This is a genomic window from Paenibacillus hunanensis (genome assembly GCF_014645615.1).
Lineage (GTDB): Bacteria > Bacillota > Bacilli > Paenibacillales > Paenibacillaceae > Saccharibacillus > Saccharibacillus hunanensis.
In genome coordinates, this window is sequence record NZ_BMMB01000003.1 from 522,157 (window position 1) to 541,875 (window position 19,719).

The following is a 19,719-nucleotide window of genomic DNA, read 5'->3' on the forward strand; positions in this document are numbered from 1 at the left end:
TACGTTAGGTAATTGATGCTGGTGCCGATTCTGGTGCTTATCGTTGTTCATAATCATACTTATGTTGTTGATATTCACACTTATCATGGTAGGGCTTGGTTGGATTACTTTCTTGATTGTGTTACTTTATGGGATGCCTTGCAGATTCTATCCGTTGATGATGTGCAGGCGAGCTGGTCATCGCAAGCTGATCATTATAGCGTTCGGTTCATGCTCATTTCATACTCAGGATGATGAGAGGCATTTCTGTATAGTGGATGGCGGGCGTTCTATTTACTTCGTTTACAGCTTGGTATGTGCTTATTTGTATTTGCTACTTTTTCTTAATAGTTACTCTTTTTTAAAATTCTTTTATACGTTGTTACTAGAACTATAAATGGTATAATTTATTCCTCGTTATGATATTTGGTAGTGTTACTTATGTGCCATGCTATACAGGCTACAACTCATCCACTATACAGAAATACTCTGATCCTACATGCTATAAAATCATATCCGAGGAAAAGGGTGGAAAGGTTTTTTACCGCTCTACCACTGAGCTATTCCGCCATGAACGGCGGAAACCGGATTCGAACCGGCGACCTGTCGATTAGATTCGAAGTAACCCTTCCAGGCGCCTCGGATATGGATGTATTATTTTTCAAAGAATATAGAGTGAAGCTCGTAACACTTGAGGTTCATAATGGTAAGGGACATATCCGAGGAAAGTGGTGAAAAGGTACGGTACCGCTCTACCACTGAGCTATTCTGCCATGAACGGCAGAAGCCGGATTCGAACCGGCGACCGGTCGATTAACAGTCGAAGTAACCCTTTCAGGCGCCTCGGATATGTGAGTCAGTACACTGTGTGGTGCACTGTTCCTTTGTTGAACCAATCTTCTCATGGATGGGATGACAACAACAGGGCGAAAGTATGGCGAATTGCTAATTGTATAAAAAAGATGAAATATAGACGGCTTCATGTTCTATAATCTGGAGTCGTCGGATTTCTTCTACAGGCAAAGCGTCATTCAAACTGTACCAGTTCGCCTCGCATCAAGTCGGCTATTGATGTGGACTAGCTACTTTGTCAATTGATGCTACAATATAACAGTAGCTTAATAAAGCAGTGCAGATGTAAAAGCAAGATGTGCAAGTTAGGAGGCCAATCATCATGGCAAAAGAAAGCTTTGATAAAGAAATTCAGTTTCTCCGTCTGCTCGCGTTAACTGGAGATGCGTTTGATCGTCAGCAGTTTGCTGGGCGACTGGGGATTTCTGTACATACATTTGATAAAACGATTCGGCGGCTCAAAGAACTCAATGGTGAGAATGATCTGACCGAGCTATTCGGATACCGCTATACAGATTCTGCTGAGCCAGCGCTAATGTTTTTATTCCGTGCCAAATCGATGAAGGAATCGGAAAGTCGCCGCCTTCCCATTCTGCTGACTGCATTACAGCAGCAAGCTCATACAGCATCCGAGCTACTGGAGTTATGCGATGAACAGCTTGCCGATTATGCCGCAGCACCACCAGATGAAAAGACGATTCGCTCTGATCTGCGATATCTGGAGGAAATCGGCGTGGTACGTCGTGAGCCAGGTGGACGACCGTATCGCTACCGACTGAATCATGATCTGATCGAGCAGCTATCTGTGGACGAGCTACTGGATCTGTATGAATTTGTCGATGTGATGGCGCATACGCGTATTCCATCTGTACAGGGCTACCTGCTACGCGATAATCTGAAAATTGCTCTACGCGCAGCTATTTCCGAAACGGATTGGGATGACGCGCTGTTAGAGCCATTTTGTTATCGCTACCATTATGAAGCGCGCATTCTGGATGAAGCTCATCTCTCTGCGCTATTGAGTATGGTGGAACAGCAGCGATACGTCTCCTTTCAATATTATTCGCCCAGTCGTAAACGCACCTATGGGGCGCGCAGTACGAATCCGCTATTTAGTAGTGGACAGGAGCAACTGCGTAAGCGTGTCTTACCCGCACGCATCATTTACGATCATCAGTATGGACGCTGGTATCTGCTCGGTACACTTGAGGGTGGACGAATCGTCAAATTTCGAATGGATGGAATCGTTGATATTGCTGGAGAGGAAGCAGTTGAATCCACTCTATTTCAGGAGCGTCGCGCTCGTGTCGATAGCAAAATTCGTTATAGCTGGCTCGTGGATACAGGTGATATGGTCAAGGTAAAGGCTCGCTTTTTCAAGCCAGACACGCAGTATGATTTTATTCGTGAACGGGTAGCTATGCAGGGACAATGGGGCAGCATTACGGAAGAGGATGAGACAAGCTTTATATTTGAGATTGAGGTAAATGGTTGGGTGGAGATTCGACCGTGGCTACGTAGCTTTGGCTCCTCCTGCGAGGTACTGGAGCCTGTTGGGCTGCGTAACTCATTGATTGAGGAATGGAAGGAGCTGGCTGGTTACTATGAATCCATTTGAGAAAATTTTCAGTTATCAGCTTGCTTCCCGGCTGGAGGAGCAACAGATTTTCACACTGACCTCACAGGAGCGATCCTGGCTCAAGCTGATGCTGTCCAGTACGGCGGCGGAGCTGGCATTGGACGAATCGACACTGAATCGTTTGCAGCAACGATTGGAGCGCGATGAGGTGCCGAGTGTACATGAGGTTATCGTCGAAAAGGCAGCTTCCAGCCAGCATACCGATTTCCCTGAACTGCTTATTCCACTTCGTCGAATCATGCGGAAGCGGCAAGGCGTTCTACTCCAGCGTCATAACAAATACGGGCAACATATGAATCCAGAGCTTGGTGTACCCTGGAAGCTCGAATATTCGGCAGCACGTCAGGAATGGTATATGTACTGGTTCAACCTGCACCGTTCTGCACCGATGACAACGCGTCTCAAGCATATGTATAAAGTCACCGAACAATCAATAACAAAGCAGCAATATGATGCGGTCAGCCAGCGAATGGAGCTACATATGCAGACCGAACGGCATGAGATCGCGATTCAGGTGTTGCCTATTTACAACAAGGAGCTTACACGTATTTTGCATGCCTTCTCCTGCTTTGATAAACGCGTGCGCTTTGATGAACAGGAGCAGTCCTATTCAATCTATGTGCGATTTACGAATAGCGAACGGGAATATGTGCTGAATCGCCTGCGCTTCCTCGGCAAACGCGTCCAAATTATAGAGGGCGATGATTTCAAACAGCGTATGCAGGACACTGCACTTCGTGCACTGTCACGTTATGGAGTTACACCTGTGCCTGTACCCGATGGGGATGAACGGTCAGAGTCTAATGAGCAGAAATGGTCGGAGTCTGATGCACTGTCCACAGCGGCTACAGATTCATTGCATGATGAGAAATAGATGAATCGATGCGGCATGAACTGAACAGTGAAGGCAGGCTTGTATTAGGATGCTATAGGATAGCACGGAGAATGCGTTAAGATACGTAGGATCCATATCTAAGATATCTGTTCTGCGCTAGAGTCGATCTGCGCAGAGATAAATTGCCATACTTATTCATACGCAGGCACAGCCGACCATGGGAAAACGATACATTTTCTTGAATGATCCGCTGTGTAGTCTTCCTTTGCAAAAGTGAACAGTGTCATACTGCTTTGTTTGGCGAATGTGAGCACATGAGTAATTAAAAATACTTTGTATGTACTGCACCCTTCTTTGCTTACAACGGAAAAAGAGATACGGCGATTATGTCCGTATCTCCTTTTGGTTATTCGTTAGGTGATTCGTTATTTGGGTTACACCAGCGCTAATTCGATTACACTAACGTTATTTCTATTGCAGTAGCGTTATTTGTATTGCAGTAAAGTTATTTCTACTGCATCCATGTTATTTTGCATTGACCCTTTCACATCGCCATTTTTGCATAAGCTGCCAGACGGAAGAAGTTTCCGATCCATTCCTTCGGCTCTGGCTCAGACGGCTGAAAGGTATACTGACGAATATGCTCCGCTTGTCTGGTTAACAGCTCTACCAGTGTCTCCATACCTAACCGCTTGGCAGAACGGATCAGACGCTCCAGCTCTGGCAGATCGTCCAGCCGCAGCTGTGCCAGACCACGTAGTAATACACTATCCAACCACGAGGTCAGCTCGGATAGTAGTTGTTCGGCCGGATTCATGACACTACCTCCCTACGCCTCTATCTAGTCTATATTTATAATCTATACCCATCGCATGCTATCGATCATTAAATATAATCACACATATATGCCTTACCGATCATTATTATAGCTACTCGAGTAGAGCACCGCTACCTAATCAAGTCTCTACAACTGATCTAGCAGCAAATTCAGCATACGATCTTCTTGCAGAAAGCTAATCGGGTAAAACTGACGTCCATCTGTCTGCACAAGGGCTCGGAAATGCTCCAGCTTACGAATCGCTTCACTGCGCTCCACACGCTGTAGCTGCTGGCGCCATTCGGGATGATCAAGCAGTGTGAATTCTAGCAGCTCTCCTGCTTCGGTTATCACGTTTATTTGTGTAGTTTGAGATAAACGGTCGAATTGGATAGACTCCACTTGAGCGATAGCTAGCATTAATAGCTGTCTATTATTTTCACCAAACAAAGATGGCTGTATAGCTAGTGTTATGGTCGCACTCACCATAGAATCAGCATCAGCATTCAGTTCATAGGAAGCAAAATCGAGAGTCTCTACCGGCTGACGTGGCTGTTCTTCCAGAGCTCCAACCTCTCCTGTCGACAAACGATGATCTCGATTGATCTTCACCATACGGAATGACCACTGTCCACGAACGAATCGCTGTAACGACAAGGCATGGCGCCATGCTACAGACTGTTGATACTGTTTTTCATAATTAAATGTAGTGGATTCATAATATACCGGACGCGTATCCGTATACGTGTAAATACGCCGCTCAGCCGCACTATATAAATAGCAGGTAATGCCCCGATATCCCGACCGCGTTTCCCAGGGCTCGGCACCGATGCCGTACAGGTCGAGCTGTGCTACCGCATAATATTTGCTACGGAAGCTCCCTGCCAAACGCGCACGCTGAGCAGCACCAATCTCCTGCTGCCATGCTTCCAGAGAAAGGTAGGCTTCCATCAGACGTGTGCGCAAAATTCCTATTTGAAAACGCACATGGCGAGCAAAAAACAACTCCAGCTCTCCCTGAATCCCGCGTAATAGTAGCTCCAGATTAGGCATCCCTTCACTTCGCGCTGTAATCGCCAGCGTTTCCAGACGAGCAGTAACCGTTTGTGGTAATCTTGCCAGTCCGGTTAGTAGCATTTCACGAAATAGTTGCTGGGCTTCCTCAAGCACCCGCGGATGATTGGAGAACATGTACATATGCTGTTCTAACGATAGCTGGTCATCGATCCCGTGCTGCTGACGATAACGAAGCAGTGCCTCCAATCGATAAATGGGGGCATCCTTTGTTTTCACAGAGCACAGCGCAGCTGCTAGATCAGCCTTATCACGTTGAAACGAAACATCAACCCCTGTACGCTCTAAACGTACTGTCAATAATGTATCGTGTATGACCTTAATTGACTCCTCTAGCCCAAGTCGAAAATCCACTTCCTCCAGCTGGGCATGAGTAAAGCCGCTTAATAGCTCCGATAATGGCTCATCTGTCATCCAGGCAAATCCGTTGGAAACGGAGGCTGGGTTTGCTGGGTTTGCTGGGTTTGCTGGGTTTGCTGGGTTTGCTCGTTCTGATGGATCGGCGGTATCCGATTGATGTGCAGACGCGGTATCATTTGCGATATCTATAGTAGCTTCATTCTGCTCATCTTCGCCTTCTAAATGGGATGCATCCGACAATTTTTCAGCACCAGCACCAGCACCAGCACCAGCACCAGCACCAGCACCAGCACCAGCACCAGCACCGATCAAATGGTGACGCTGTTCATACAAAATAGCAATTAATATATGCTTACATAGTTGCTCAGCAGGACAGTTACAGGTGCATCGCTCTATATCGTCGGTCAGCTGCACGATATGCTCATCACTCAAAATGCATTGTACAGCTTCCTGCCCCGTCCACGTATATTGCACGGTTATCCCTTTATCGATATCTTTATTTGCCCGATTATAGAGCCCTTTGTTGGCGTACCGGATCAGATAATCCTCTGTACAGCCATCGATAAAAGTATTCAGGCGTGTCGTAAAGGACTCCATCCTCGCATTCACCTCCAGCGTCTATTCGTCTGCCTGTCCTGTCGCGCGCAAAATATCATATACGGTTTCACTAAACAAACGAGCTGGTACATCCTTCAGCAGCAAGCTAGTATCATTGGAATAATCCTTATACCATGTGCTTTTATCTTCAGTAGGCAGGAATCGCAGCCTTTCCAGCGTAACATCGTCCATACCTTCATAATAACTGATGCTGGCGCCACTGAATTCCAGCTCAGCCACAATACCGTCATACTGCTTGAACAATTCTCTGTAAAAGCCGCCATCCTCTGCACGTCCTTTGTACCAGCCATAGCGTTCCAATGCATTCGGGAAGCCAGTTGGTGAGTATTCCTCCTTGGGAAGGCCTGCCCACTCACGCTCGTTCTCCTGCTCCTCTTCAAGCGTATACGTACGGCGATCCAATTGCTTGAACGGCTGTACGATCTCATAGTCCTCAAGCTGACTTTTCCAGGCTGCAATCTGCTCACTTGATAGCTCTAATGGATGTACGAGACCAATCTGCATTTCATCCATCAGTTCGTATTCATCCTCATCAACGGTGTTAAACGTCCCATCCTCCATGTATCGGAATGTATCTATCAGCTCACCATTTTGATAGACGCCCCATACAAGACTAATCGCAAATTGACGCATGATAATATTATCTACAAATAACGCTTTCCATTCTTCACCTGTCCATAATCTTTGTTTGGATAGCGATTCCTCCAAACGCTGTGATTGTAGTGTTACCATCGTTTTGAGGTCTTTTTTGAGCTGTGTGAACGTAGCCTTGGCTGCTTTTGCCAGCTCGGGATCATCCTTCTGATTGGCAGCAGGTAGACTTTTAGCTGCTTTGCCTGTCTCTTCATTGATTACACGTAGCTGTAGATCCATTCCCACCTTAATCGTAAAGGTACGCTCGCCATAGCTAAGCTGCATTTCGCCCTTATCATTCAGACCAAGTGTAGTGACAAGGCGGTCAGCAAGCTGCTCTGGTGTCAGATTCATATTTTCAGCCGCAAGCTGGAGAGAGTCGATCGCCGCTGTTTTGACCTGACGATTTTTGATTGTACGAGATAGCTTATCGATGAGCATAAGTGCAGCTGGATCAGCAAGGTAGGCCAGCACACGTACCGATTCTGCGGCAATGGCACCACGGCTGTTCTCCGCCCACTCTTTAATCTGACCACCCAGTAGACTGATCAGACGACGATCACCGAATAGAGCTGCGAGGTATAGCACCCATTTCTCCTTCGCAGGTGCCCCCTGTTGAATCCATGCTTCCACCAGACCAGCGGATAGATCGGCCAGCGATGACGTCGATGCGTACTGCTCCACCTCACGCAGACGCTCATTCGGTGCACTATTGTAGTCGAGCGATTGCAGTAATAGATAGCGCTTGAGATTCGCATTATTCTCCAGCTTTTCTCCATTGATAGACGTTAGCTGGGGTAGCTGATCCACCGGTACCCACTCGATACTTTTCAGCTTTTTGACATCTGCGTGCTCTGCGAGTGCAGCATGAGCGACATCTGGAGTTTGATCCGCAGTATCAATCAACACTTGCAGCAAGGAACGGGACGCTTCGGACTTTTCTTTTTTCAATAACTCTTCAAAAATATTCCGTGCATCCGGCAAGCTACGAATGGCATTCAGTACCATTTCTTTAATGCTCGCCTTCTTCTCCAGCATATAGATAGCCGTATACAGCTCGGCACTCGCAAGACGGGCGAACTCCGAGCGGGCAAAGCCACTAATACGCTTAGAGCTATCTCCCATACCCAGACTGAGCACCTGAGCCACCTTCTTCGTATCCAGCGATTCTTTCAGTAACGTGTCAATCACAAGCTCACGTCCATCAACTAGCAGCTTGTTATATTGCTTCAGCACATGATCCACATCGCCTCGAATCAATGTGCGGTATTCCTGCTCTGGAATCCAAACATAATAATATTCCTGATGTCCTTGTAGCAATAGCATTTCACTCAGCAAATGATCCGTATCAATATCAGGATCATTCCGATAAGCTTCCAGTACCTGACTCCCTTTGAAAAATGGCGAACGATATAGATTAGATAGCACATTCATCGTAATCACATCCGGCTGTGTGATCAGAATAAAAAAGCGCTTTACTAATTCTGACTCAGCAGGCAAGTATGATAGTACATACATCATTTTAAATAGCTTCGGATCAGCGTTTTTCCCTGACCATAACATACGCATTTGTTGATCACGGTGCATACTATCTACTCTGAATTCGCCACGTAAATACTTTGCCAGCTTGTGTCCAGCACCATTGCTCTCGTGCTTATCCTCCAGCGCCTCAAGCACATATTGCTCCAGCAGGGTATTGTCCTGTTCCAGCTCTCCGATATCCATCAGCATTTTAAGAAGCAATACACGAATAAAAGCACTGTTACTGAGCTCATAAGCTCGTTTGGCACGCTTTGGATTAGCAGCTATCGCCGATCGGATGGCTTGCCATGCGACTGAATGTTGAGATTGCGTACGAATAAGCTCTAACAGCTCAAATGGCTCATCCAATGGTAAAATACCTTCCAAAGCCGTATTAGCTTTTGTATTGCGCGCTTCCAGCTGCATTAACGATTCACGAATCTCCAGTGGCAATGCTTCATGCAATGCGCGTAGTGTATCCAATATCGCTATAACTGTGGGGTCTTGCTGCTGGAGTAGCTGCGTTTTACCACCATATAGCTTCAGCAGGTAGAAAAAGACGATATTCACATAAGCTAGCACACGATAACGATCTTCACGTTTAATTTGACTCGCTACCTGAGCAAAGGGGTGCTCTGGAAACATTTTATTCCAGACTGCCTCGCGTCTTGCCTGTAGCCAGTCTTCCTTGAGATCCAGCTCACTTGGATTATCTTTACTTTGCGTTGTGGTCGGTAACAGAAATACCAATACTTTAGTCAGTTCATATTCAAATGTGGATTGATTGTGCGTCATCAAAGCTTGTAATAATGGTGGCAATTTATCGATCAATGTATTTATGTAAGCCGGATTATGCTTGCTATAGTAGCGCATTAATAACAAGAGTTGAACAGAGTGATCCAGGCGTGATACAAGCTCTGACTGGTGTTTAGGCTTGGCATCCGGTGCATAGAGATGACTTTTGGATATCAAAAATTCAAATGCGCGATGTATCACCTCTTCGCCACTATAACGAGCGATAAATCCAAGCACTTCCACTGCATGTTCTTCATTATGTTCTTCATTTAGAAGAGGTGCAGAATTCCCTGCCAATGTAGCATTCTTAATGCTTTCTCCTAGCATCATCTCCATCACATACCAGTTACCATAATAAAAATGATTCCAATCATTCGATACATATAGTACCAGAGCAGCAGCACGGTAGAAAGCATCCCCATATTTCTTTTTCGAAAGCTTCGATAACGTATCCATCGTGAGGTACGAGCGAATATTAGAACTCCGCATCATATCTGGCAGTTGATCCGTCTCACCTGTAATAAAATCGAGTATTGACTTGGAACGGTCAGTCGTTTTGGAATATTCCTCCGAGAAATAAGTAGCAAAGCGCTCTAATAAAGGATCAATCGTTTGAGAAAGAGACATGATATTTCCTCCTGTTATCAATAGGATAGGGTGATAGCTCATTTCGTATGAGCATGTTACCTTTTAATCTGAAATATAATCTAGAATAGAATTCATCCACTGGGTCATGTCGTTTAGAACTTAGAACTTAGAACTTAGAACTTAGAACTTAGAACTTAGAACTTATTAAAAATCTACGTACTTTCCTTGCAACATCAACCTGCTTAGGTATAAATGATTCTACAACTTCCCCTCCATTCATCTATATTGCTTACTACCGTATAATCTCACCAATCCATTCTGCTAGGCGATTGGGAGTAATCGCAGCCACATTCGCTCCCATATCCGTAAGCCTGCGTGCAGCGTTACGATCATACACTGCTGTGCCTTCATAATTAAGCGCGGGTAGTACAATCAAGCGGCTTCCTGCATCCAAAATATCCTTACATGCCGCATACATGCTCTGAATCGGATAACCTTCCTCCAGGTCGCTAACCAGCACGACAATCGTTCGTGCCGGATTCTCAATCAGCTTTTCACTATAGCGTAGCGCCTTGGCGATATGTGTACCGCCGCCAAGCTGAACACTCATCAGTAGATCAACCGGATCTTCAAGGCGGCCGCTCAGATCAACCACCTCGGTATCAAAAATGATCAGATGCGTTCGCAATGTCTCCAGTCGATAGAAGATACTCGCCATCACCGCGCTATAAATGACTGAATCCATCATACTTCCGCTCTCATCCACAGCGATCACAATATTCCAGCGATTATGCTGCTGTAGATTGCCATCAAAGTAGAGCTTATCAATAACGAGTCTGCGCCGATCACGATCATAATTTTTCAAATTACGTTGAATCGTTTTTTTGAAATTCAGATTGCGAAGCGAACGTGTACGACTCGCGGTATAGCGATTACGTTTCCCTATAATACTGGCTCGTACTTCCTGCTCTAGCTGGCGCCGAAGCTGCTCGACTACCTGCCTGACGATCTCACGCGCACTACGCAATATCTCGCCCTTCATGCGGCCTTTGAACTGCATAATATTTTTGAGCAACGCCATATTAGGCTCCATGGATTCTAATACCTTTTTATCAAATAAAATCTCACTCAAGCCATAGCGATCCAATGCCTGCTTTTCTAGAATTTCGACCGTTTCGCTTGGAAACAGGCGGCGCACATGATCCAGCCAGCGCGGCACCGTCAATTGCGAATCGCCGCACCCTCCACCACGTCCTCGCTCCCGGTATCCTTGCGCTTCTCCATATTCACGATCATATAGATAACCGAGCACCTCATCTAGCTCTTGATACTGAAAGTGGTCAGCGTCATAACTACCCCCACCGGCCTCACGGAGTGATTCCTCTGCTGCTTCACCGAGCAGTAAACGCCATCGATTCAGTGTCTGGCGATTCTCCTGCTCCTCAGTCCCCTGATCTGACGGATTCGTCATGCTGTTCCTCCTTTCTCCACCGAGTTCCTCAGCCAGCTACAGTAATCCCCAGCGTGCCAGCTCCTGTCGGATCGCCTTATCTGTCGCCTGTGCATGTAACAATACTTCCTCATCTAGCCCCGGTTCATCCAGTGCCTGCTCAGATTCACCCAATAGCTCCGCAGCACGCGTAGCAATCGTTCGGGTCTCGGCTGGTGTGAAGAAGGTAAATGCCATTCTTAGCTCGGGAATCATACGTACAAAGTCATCATGTGATAATCGTGCTAGCATACTATTCAGCTCGTTCAATAGCTCCTTATCATACAAAAAAGCATCTCGCGCCGCTGCAAATACACCCTGCAAGTAAGCAGCTGTATGCGCCATTTGCTGAGGCGTTCCGCGCATATAGCTTCTAGCTCGATCTGTGATCTCTGAAGCTGGCAGCATACCTGCTCGAGATAAGATCGCGACCGATACTCCTTCCAGAGAAGCAGGTAATCCCGTTCGCTCTAATAGCTCCTGCAATCGATCATATAGCGGCTCGGATGCAAAGCTGGCAGTACCTGTCATCGCGAGCATATGTAGCTGCTTGAGCGACTGCACAACCTGCGCCTGGTCATCCGGATGCACATGCTCCAGCGTATCCATAGCAGCTACCGTATGCTGATAGGCTTCCTCCAGCAGCTCTGGCAAGCCTGCATCGCCCTCTAAGCCTAACAACCGTCGATGCTCATACATACGCTCTAGCAGTACAAGTGCCTCGGATAAAGATAAAAAGCTACCATCCTGACGCAAAGCTCGCCGTGTATGCTGGAGCAATCCATCCACACTATGCTCCAATCCCATAAGCAATGCGCGCAATAACCAGCGTGTTGCCTGTCCGCTATGCTGCTCTGGAAGCTCTGCAACAATCGTTTCCAATCTTCGAGTCGCGGCGGCGGCGATTGTACCGCCATAGATCGAATTTTCAATCAAGCGTGCCTCGGTAAATGAAGAATACGAATACGTCCATGTCTCGCGCATCAGATTAATATCGCGATAAGCTACCCAATCGGGGCCGGATTCAAATACAGCTAGCTCTGTACCGAGAAAAGTCATGCAATGAAAAAGACGGCTGATCTGCCGATGTTGCGGACGCGTGTACAGATCAAGCACCTTTTTGTGTCGACCGGTAAATTGTAGCTTGAGCTTGCAAGCTGTTGCCTGCTTTTTAAAGTCCTCTACAATCGGGACAGCAAATGGATTACTTGCCACTTCGCCGATCTGGTTGCCTGTCAGTAGCTGCTGTAATCGTTGAAGGGGCTGTACAGCGACCAGCGTCTCTTCGCCTTTAATGAAGCAGGAGGTCACACCATCCAGTAGCTCATATACACTGCCCTCCGGCTTGCCGCGAATAGCAGCCAGACCTTGCAGCATACTATACGCTTCAATTGCATCGCTGGTGGACACTTCGGCTTCGCCTTGACGCAGCTCTTTCATTAATACCGATAACAAGCGAATCGCCGTCTGCTGTCCCGGCTGTGTGATGCCCTTTTGCATCCTCGTCCATACCTCATCATAGTAGGCAACATAGGGCATTCCGCTAGCATAGCCATTGAGCCGATCGGCTTCCTCGAAGGTGTATACCATCGGATAGATTTGCTCCTTGATCGGCTTGGCTGGCTGATTACGCTTACTACCCTGCTTCGATATTTTGGTTTTGGTAGTAATACGAGTAGGTGATACGATGTCTTGCTGTGACGGATTGTTTCGAGCTGTGATAGAGCTTGCATGTACATATTGTTCTTCTTGCAGCTCAAGTAATCCCAGTGTATGAAATCCCCCCGTGATAACCAGCACCCGTTTATATTGCTGGCGCGCCGCTTCAATATGCTGTAGCATATGTCGCTCGCGTGCCAGCGTGCCATCCTGCTCCAGCTGCTCTGATGTATAGCATAGTCTGGATAGCGAGCAATACAGAAATATTTCCTCAATATAATGTTCGGTTACCGCATTCGTAGCTCCCGCTTCAAACCAGCGATCCCACAGCTCATCAAAGCTTCGACAATGCAGCGCCGTACATAATCGATGCATAAACGACGAGCTTGTTAGCAACGTCTCATCCTGATACGAGTTTCCCTGTTCAGTAGCATGCTCCTGTGACTTCTCATCCTCTGATTGCTGTTCCTTATGTAGCGTTTGCGGAGCACGATAATTCAGATCGATAAACGAAGCCTTGATTCCTCGTCTTGCTGCTTCACAGATCGCAATATATTCCGGTGAACACGCAAGCATGGGAAAATAGAATGCACCTCGTTCTTCTCCCTGCTCATATGTATAGTACAGACTGACCGGTGTTCGAGTCGCTGGATCAGCCAGTACCGGAATCAGCGGATTGCCCGCTTCCGGGCCTTCGATCAAAATGACCTCTGGCTCATACTCAGCAATCGTCCGCAATAGATGATGCGAGCAGCCCGGACTATGATGCCGAATCGGCATATAAAGTACTCCTGCCTCGCGATTAAACACCTGCTGTCGAAACAACTGCTCCAGCCACTGCCGCTCATCCGCAGTCGTCAATTGAAGATTAACTAAACTCTCATCCGACTGTATACCAGGCGAAGTATTGTCTAATCGTGCTGCACCTTCATTTGATATAGAAGCGCTCACTGATTGATCAGGTTGCTGTTGATTGGGTTGCTGCGGTACACCATTCATCACTATTCACCTCCATACTGCAATCGGTATAGCTTGTAGCGATCAAATCCATTTTTTAGCTTCATAGTAAGCTGTCCAGATCGGATCCTGTCCTGCACGCTCCTTCACGACTCTGGAAAAATAGGTTTTGAGTGCACCCAGATCCTTTTCATCTTCTTTTGCCACCGTACCGAGCATATTCTGTACAAGTCGATCCATCGTTACGCCACCATTTTCATAATAATAGGAGGTCATTGCGCTCTGTACATAGACGGATACCGCTTCAGCTGTACTCATCACGGATTGGGGAATATCGATCTTATAGCCTTCTTTTGTTTTGCCTGTGCGAAGCTCCATAAAGGTCGTTGCCAGCAGCTCTACCACTTCACGCTCTACTGGAATATCAATACCGCTATGCAGCAATAAATTATGCGCCTGTGCCTCGATAATCTGAGCTTCCATTTTTACATTACCAATCGGCTTCACCGTCTCAAAGTTAAAACGACGCTTGAGTGCGCTACTCATCTCATTTACGCCTTTATCGCGAATATTGGCAGTTCCGATCACATTAAAGCCCGGCTTGGCAAATAACACACCGCCATCCAGCTCAGGAATATTCATCACTTTATCACTTAAAATACTGATTAGACTGTCCTGCGCTTCGGACGGACAGCGTGTAATTTCTTCAAATCGGGTCACTACGCCATGCTTCATACCATGATAGAGTGGAGACGGTACAAGCGCCTGCTCAGAAGGTCCTTTATCCAGCAGCATCGCATAATTCCACGAATACTTGATCATATCCTCGGTCGTACCTGCCGTACCTTGAATCGTATTGGTGCTTGTACCGGAGATCGCGGCTGACAGTAGCTCGCTTAACATCGTCTTCGCTGTTCCCGGCTCGCCGACTAGCATCAGTCCGCGGTTACCCGCTAGCGTAACGATCGCGCGCTCGATCAAAATATCATTCCCATAAAACTTCCGTGTGATCGGCACCTGTTCTCCGTCAAGCAAAGCAGGTCGATCCCGTCCAATAATAAAATCTCGTATGTATGCAGGTGATAGCTGCCAGTTTGGTGGACGCTTCCCTCCATCCTCCTGACGTAATGCCTGTAATTCCTTATCATAAAGCACCTCGGCAGGCGGCTTCATCATCTCATTCATGACCATACTCCCCTCCAGTAACAAGATCATATGTTCCCTTTTTTTGCTCTTATTCTACCATATCTAACATGGCAAAGCGAATAACAGCAAGCGTTCTCCACAAAAATAAGCCAAAAGACCTGAGGTATTTTCTATTTTTATACTGTATCGCTATGGGTGAGCGCCTGAGCATGCAGTAAGCACGAACAGTAGAATAATAAAAAAAGGCTATCGAACGCACCCGATAGCCTTTTCAACACGATATCCAGTCTTATTTGATTTTAATAGTACACATCCACCTTTACTTGTATTTCTCCATACTTTTAGCTTGTCGATTCCGCACGCTCTGATATCTGACCGATCAACCTTTTCTCCAGCCCCGGCACATACATCACCAGAAACACAGAACGCCCAACCGCAAATAACAGAAAGCTAATCCATAATCCATGATTACCGTACAGTGGCACTAGAATCCAGCATGCAAGCACATACAGCAGCAAAGCCAGCAGCATCGAGTTACGCACAGGTGCTGTTAACGTCATGCCTGTGAAGATACCATAAAACACCAGACCAAAGCCTGCACAGATCGGAAATAACAATAACCAGCCATTATAAGCAAGCGCCAGGCTGATCACTGCTTCGTTATCGCTAAACAGACGAACCAACAGCTCGCGCCCCACTCCATAAATAAGCGTAAGCAGTAGCGCTGTGAGCAACGTCCATGTTCGTGTGAGCTGCAAGCTGCGGCGAAGCAAGCCTGAATCTCCAGCCCCCTTTGCCCGTCCAGCATAGATCGAGCTTGCATTCGCAAATCCGTCAAAGAAGTATGCCATCATATAATGCAGCTGAATTAGAATTGAATTCGCTGCTAGTAGCTCCGGCCCAAAAGCAGTGCTCTGTGCGGTGAAAATGTTGAACATCGCCAGCAGACAAATCGTGCGTACAAGCAGATCTCCATTAGCACGGAACATAGGCAGCAGACTACTCCATGCAAACAGACCCTTCCAGCGAACAAGCGCCAGCTGCATATAAGGAGAACGCCATACAAACCATAATCCTGCAATCAGGGCAATGCCTTCCGCAAATAATGTGGCTGCTGCTACACCAGTTACGCCAAAATGTAACCCTTGTGCAAACCAGATCGCTAGCGCCATATTCAGCACATTCATCGAAATCTGTACGATCAGGGTCTGCCGAATATGCGACATGCCCATTAACCAGCCAATCAATACATAGTTAAGCAGTGTAATCGGTGCGCCCCAGATGCGAATATGAAAATAGACGCCTGCCCAGTGCGCAACATTAGCATCTGGACGCATCAACCATAATGCCCCTTTAAAGATCGGCACCTGCAAAACGATAAAACAAAGTCCGATCACCAGCGCAATCGCCAGCGGACGAAGTAAATCATCCGCTCCTGCACGTAGATCATCCTTGCCTCTCGCCTGTGCTGCAAAGCCCGATGTACTTACTCGCAAAAAGCCAAACAGCCAGTACATCGTATTAAAAATCAAAGTCCCGATCGCCGTTCCACCTAGATAGGCTGGATCGAACAAATGCCCAACGACAGCGGTATCGACCAGACCGAGTAACGGAGTCGTAATCGTAGACACAATCAGCGGTAAGCTGAGCATCAAATAATCACGATGCGTGGGTGAAGGCTGCTTGATGATGGTATTCAGCTCCCTTGCTTGAACATATGTAAAGAGACAATCCATACCGAGTATAATCGATTTCGTTTCATTCGACAAAAAAATTATGATTTATTTAATAATTAGACACAGATGTACAAATTGTTACAATTACTCAACCAAAACTATAAAATTTCTTAAAATTTTACCGAAATATGATCTAATCACGAGTGATATTTAATGTTTATTAGTAATATAGTCATGATTCCTTTTGACTACAACTGTTTAATGATGGTTGTAATGATCTTAATTATTTCTTCATAATTAAGATGTTTCCATAAAAAAATGCACCGCTAACACCGATATATGTCCAGAAAGGAGTTCATTTCCATTTTCTATACATTGACATCTACCCTCATTGATCAGAGCGCTCATATCAATGAATGATGACAGATATGTATTATATTTTACATGACTCATTTAACCTATCATTATTTATGGCTTGATTCATTTTATAATTGGAGCTGATCATTCTTGAAAAATATATCAGTGAGAACAAAAATCCTAATTTTTATCGTTATCAATCTACTTATTATGGCCGTACTCGGCATCAATAGCTTTACCTCAACTAGCCGTATGGCTAATCTCGCCTCAGATATGTACACCAAGCATCTAAACTCCATCGTTTTATTCGATCAAAACATTTCTAATTATAGCTTAAATGAAATTCGCTTACTGCGTATGCTGGATGGCTCCTTCAATGAAAGTCAGTCCGAGCTAACTCAAAAAATCAATGCCACGACTCAAAACACGGATCAAACGTATGCTATTTTAGATAAAATCTCATTTGATCAAACGAACAAAGCTTTATACGACAAAGTCAAAGCGGCAGATGCACGCTTTGATGCTGCTCAACAAAGTATGATTGATGCAATCAGCAAAAATCAAAAGGATGCAGCACGTCAGGCCTATGGCGATCTACGAACTATTCGTTTAGAGCTGAGTGCAGATACAGATCAGCTTCGGAAAAATATGGTCACCGGAGCAAGTGAGAGCAACGCCAATGCAGATGCTACATTTAAGCGCTCTATGATCACGGTAGGAACTATTCTGGCAGCAGGGCTTATTCTCGCCCTGATTATTGGACTGTGGATTGTCAGTCTAATCGCGAAGCCGCTTCGTCAAATTCAGGACTTGATGGGTCGCGCTGCTGAGCAGGATTTTACGGTGATGTCTACGTATGAATCCAGAGATGAGATTGGTAAAGTCTCAGCTGCATTTAATACGCTCGTCACTAACATCCGTAAATTGATCAAAAACATTGATGAAAGTGCCCTGACGCTCTCTGCTTCCTCTGAAGAGCTTACAGCGAGCGCCGATCAGACTGCACGCGCTTCTTCGCATATCGCGTCTTCGTCTGGCGAACTTTCGACTGGCTTCAATTCACAAACAACGACCGTTATTCAGGTCAATGAGGCTGTTAATCAAATGGCTGGTCGTATGAGTGACATTGCTGGCTCCGCTTCCAGTGTGGAAGGCATGACAGGTACGATGAAGCAAACCGCTGCACAAGGTCAGCAGGAGGTTAGTGGGATTCAAACCCGTATTCAGAAGCTCTCTGGAGATATTCATGATACATTGCAAGTGCTCACCAATCTGAACGGCAAGTCCGAGCAGATCGGCTTCGCTTCTTCCGCTATTCAGCAAATCGCTCGTCAAACGAATCTACTGGCACTCAACGCTTCAATCGAAGCTGCACGTGCAGGTGAATCCGGTCGTGGCTTTGCCGTAGTGGCAGATGAGATTCGTAAGCTTGCTGAAAGTGCTGCCGATGCATCTACAACGATCAGCAGCTTGATTGAGGATGTACAGGCAGAGAGCAATCATGCTGTAGAGCAGATTCAGGAATCAGTAGAAAGCGTGCAGGCAAGTGTAAGCAGCAGTCAACAGGTTAGCGAAGCGTTCACCGCGATCGAGCAATCAGTTCTGCATACAGCCGAGCAGGTGAATGTAGCAGGTCAGCTGATCCGTGATACGAATACACAATCCCAGTCGATCGCTGAAGCGATGGAGCATCTGAGTGCATTATCCCAGCAAGGGGCTGCTGGCATTGAAGAGATGAATGCCGCAAGTGAAGAACAATTGTCCACAATGGAGGATGTAGCTTCGTCTGCACGTCACCTGTCCACGCTTGCTGAACAGCTGCAACAGCTTGTCGCTAACTGTAAGGTATAATGATCGCATTAGATTCGCAGATTGATATGAATATCGATTAGGCAAGTGGATACCTATGCCTAGCTTGATCGTACCTGATAATTATAGATTACCACTGCGGTTTACCATACGATGCAAACGCCAAACAGCCAGCTTTCTCCAATCTAGTGGAGGAAGCTGGCTGTTTGTTAATGACATAATGCTTGTACGCATCGTACTCCGTATACGCGCGTTATGCGTGTGGGAACAATTCTTTTACTGTCGTATTCACTTGGCTCAAAAGCTGCTCATACCCTGCTGCATCCAAATAGCCAATACTGCCCAGGAATAGATGCCCTACTGCTTCGATACCGACAAAGCCGAAAATTCCTGCATCCGTTGTCATTCGCATCCCTTCCGTCATGCCGATCTGATCATAGATATCATTCGGCGTACCGTGGGTGCTGATCATAAAGCCCTGTTTGCCCTTCAGTAGCTGTACAACACCAGTTTCATCCGACGCATAAGCAAATCCATAGGAAAATACACGATCCACATAGCCCTTCAAAATTGCAGGTAACCCCGCCCACCACACGGGATAAATAAATGTGATCACATCCGCAGCACGAACATACTCCTGTTCTGTCTGAATGTCTGCTGGTATATGGCCTGCACGCATCGCTTCACTATCCTTCGGTGTGAATACCGGATCAAACTGAAGTGCATACAGATCACGTACGACCACCTCATGCCCCTGCTCTTTCAGAGCATGCACCGTTGTTTCGAGAATAGAATGATTCAAGCTTTGTGTATTCGAATGAGCGTAAACGATCAAATGCTTCATTGTCCATTCCTCCATAAAATAAGATATAAAAATAAGCATAGACGATCCTCATCAAAATATAGACATCTATG

General features: G+C 46.3%; 11 protein-coding genes and 1 tRNA gene. 3 read left to right on the forward strand and 9 right to left on the reverse strand.

Features of this window, described 5'->3' with window-relative positions; translation table 11 throughout:
• Positions 1 to 757: 757 nt before the first annotated feature.
• Positions 758 to 822, reverse strand: a tRNA-OTHER gene (locus IEX62_RS08445).
• 331 nt (positions 823 to 1,153) lie between these two features.
• Between IEX62_RS08445 and IEX62_RS08450 the strand changes: the two genes are divergently transcribed.
• Positions 1,154 to 2,449, forward strand: a complete 1,296-nt coding sequence (locus tag IEX62_RS08450) for a helix-turn-helix transcriptional regulator (protein WP_188774984.1) — start codon at positions 1,154 to 1,156, stop codon at positions 2,447 to 2,449.
• Positions 2,436 to 3,344, forward strand: a complete 909-nt coding sequence (locus IEX62_RS08455; protein WP_188774985.1) for a WYL domain-containing protein — start codon at positions 2,436 to 2,438, stop codon at positions 3,342 to 3,344. The genes IEX62_RS08450 and IEX62_RS08455 overlap by 14 nt, the downstream gene beginning before the upstream one ends.
• A 505-nt stretch (positions 3,345 to 3,849) precedes the next feature.
• On the opposite strand, the gene IEX62_RS08460 is transcribed toward IEX62_RS08455, so the two are convergent.
• From IEX62_RS08460 to IEX62_RS08490, 7 genes are all read right to left on the reverse strand, one after another.
• Positions 3,850 to 4,122, reverse strand: coding sequence for a hypothetical protein (locus IEX62_RS08460; protein WP_188774986.1), 273 nt, complete (start codon positions 4,120 to 4,122; stop codon positions 3,850 to 3,852).
• Between the two features lie 147 nt (positions 4,123 to 4,269).
• Entirely contained in the window at positions 4,270 to 6,153 is a 1,884-nt protein-coding gene (locus IEX62_RS08465) for an SWIM zinc finger family protein (protein WP_188774987.1), read from the reverse strand.
• 21 nt (positions 6,154 to 6,174) lie between these two features.
• Positions 6,175 to 9,750 carry a DUF4132 domain-containing protein gene (locus tag IEX62_RS08470; protein ID WP_188774988.1) on the reverse strand — a complete coding sequence of 1,192 codons (3,576 nt, stop codon included), beginning with the start codon at positions 9,748 to 9,750 and terminating at the stop codon, positions 6,175 to 6,177.
• 253 nt (positions 9,751 to 10,003) lie between these two features.
• Positions 10,004 to 11,182 (reverse strand): VWA domain-containing protein, encoded by a 1,179-nt coding sequence (locus IEX62_RS08475; RefSeq protein WP_188774989.1) that lies wholly within the window; start codon positions 11,180 to 11,182, stop codon positions 10,004 to 10,006.
• Between the two features lie 36 nt (positions 11,183 to 11,218).
• The gene (locus tag IEX62_RS08480; protein ID WP_229685681.1) at positions 11,219 to 13,858 is read right to left on the reverse strand and encodes a DUF5682 family protein; all 2,640 of its coding nucleotides are present in this window, start codon (positions 13,856 to 13,858) and stop codon (positions 11,219 to 11,221) included.
• A 42-nt stretch (positions 13,859 to 13,900) separates the two neighbouring features.
• The gene (locus IEX62_RS08485) at positions 13,901 to 15,001 is read right to left on the reverse strand and encodes an ATP-binding protein (RefSeq protein WP_188774990.1); all 1,101 of its coding nucleotides are present in this window, start codon (positions 14,999 to 15,001) and stop codon (positions 13,901 to 13,903) included.
• A 302-nt stretch (positions 15,002 to 15,303) separates the two neighbouring features.
• Complete coding sequence (locus tag IEX62_RS08490; RefSeq protein WP_229685696.1) at positions 15,304 to 16,614, reverse strand: MATE family efflux transporter; 1,311 nt, start codon at positions 16,612 to 16,614, stop codon at positions 15,304 to 15,306.
• Positions 16,615 to 17,145: 531 nt separating this feature from the next.
• Here IEX62_RS08490 and IEX62_RS08495 point away from each other — a divergent pair.
• A complete protein-coding gene (locus IEX62_RS08495) occupies positions 17,146 to 18,846 on the forward strand; it encodes a methyl-accepting chemotaxis protein (RefSeq protein WP_188774991.1) in 1,701 nt (566 codons plus the stop codon).
• A 211-nt stretch (positions 18,847 to 19,057) separates the two neighbouring features.
• On the opposite strand, the gene IEX62_RS08500 is transcribed toward IEX62_RS08495, so the two are convergent.
• Positions 19,058 to 19,648 carry an NAD(P)H-dependent oxidoreductase gene (locus tag IEX62_RS08500; protein WP_188774992.1) on the reverse strand — a complete coding sequence of 197 codons (591 nt, stop codon included), beginning with the start codon at positions 19,646 to 19,648 and terminating at the stop codon, positions 19,058 to 19,060.
• Between the last annotated feature and the right edge of the window lie 71 nt (positions 19,649 to 19,719).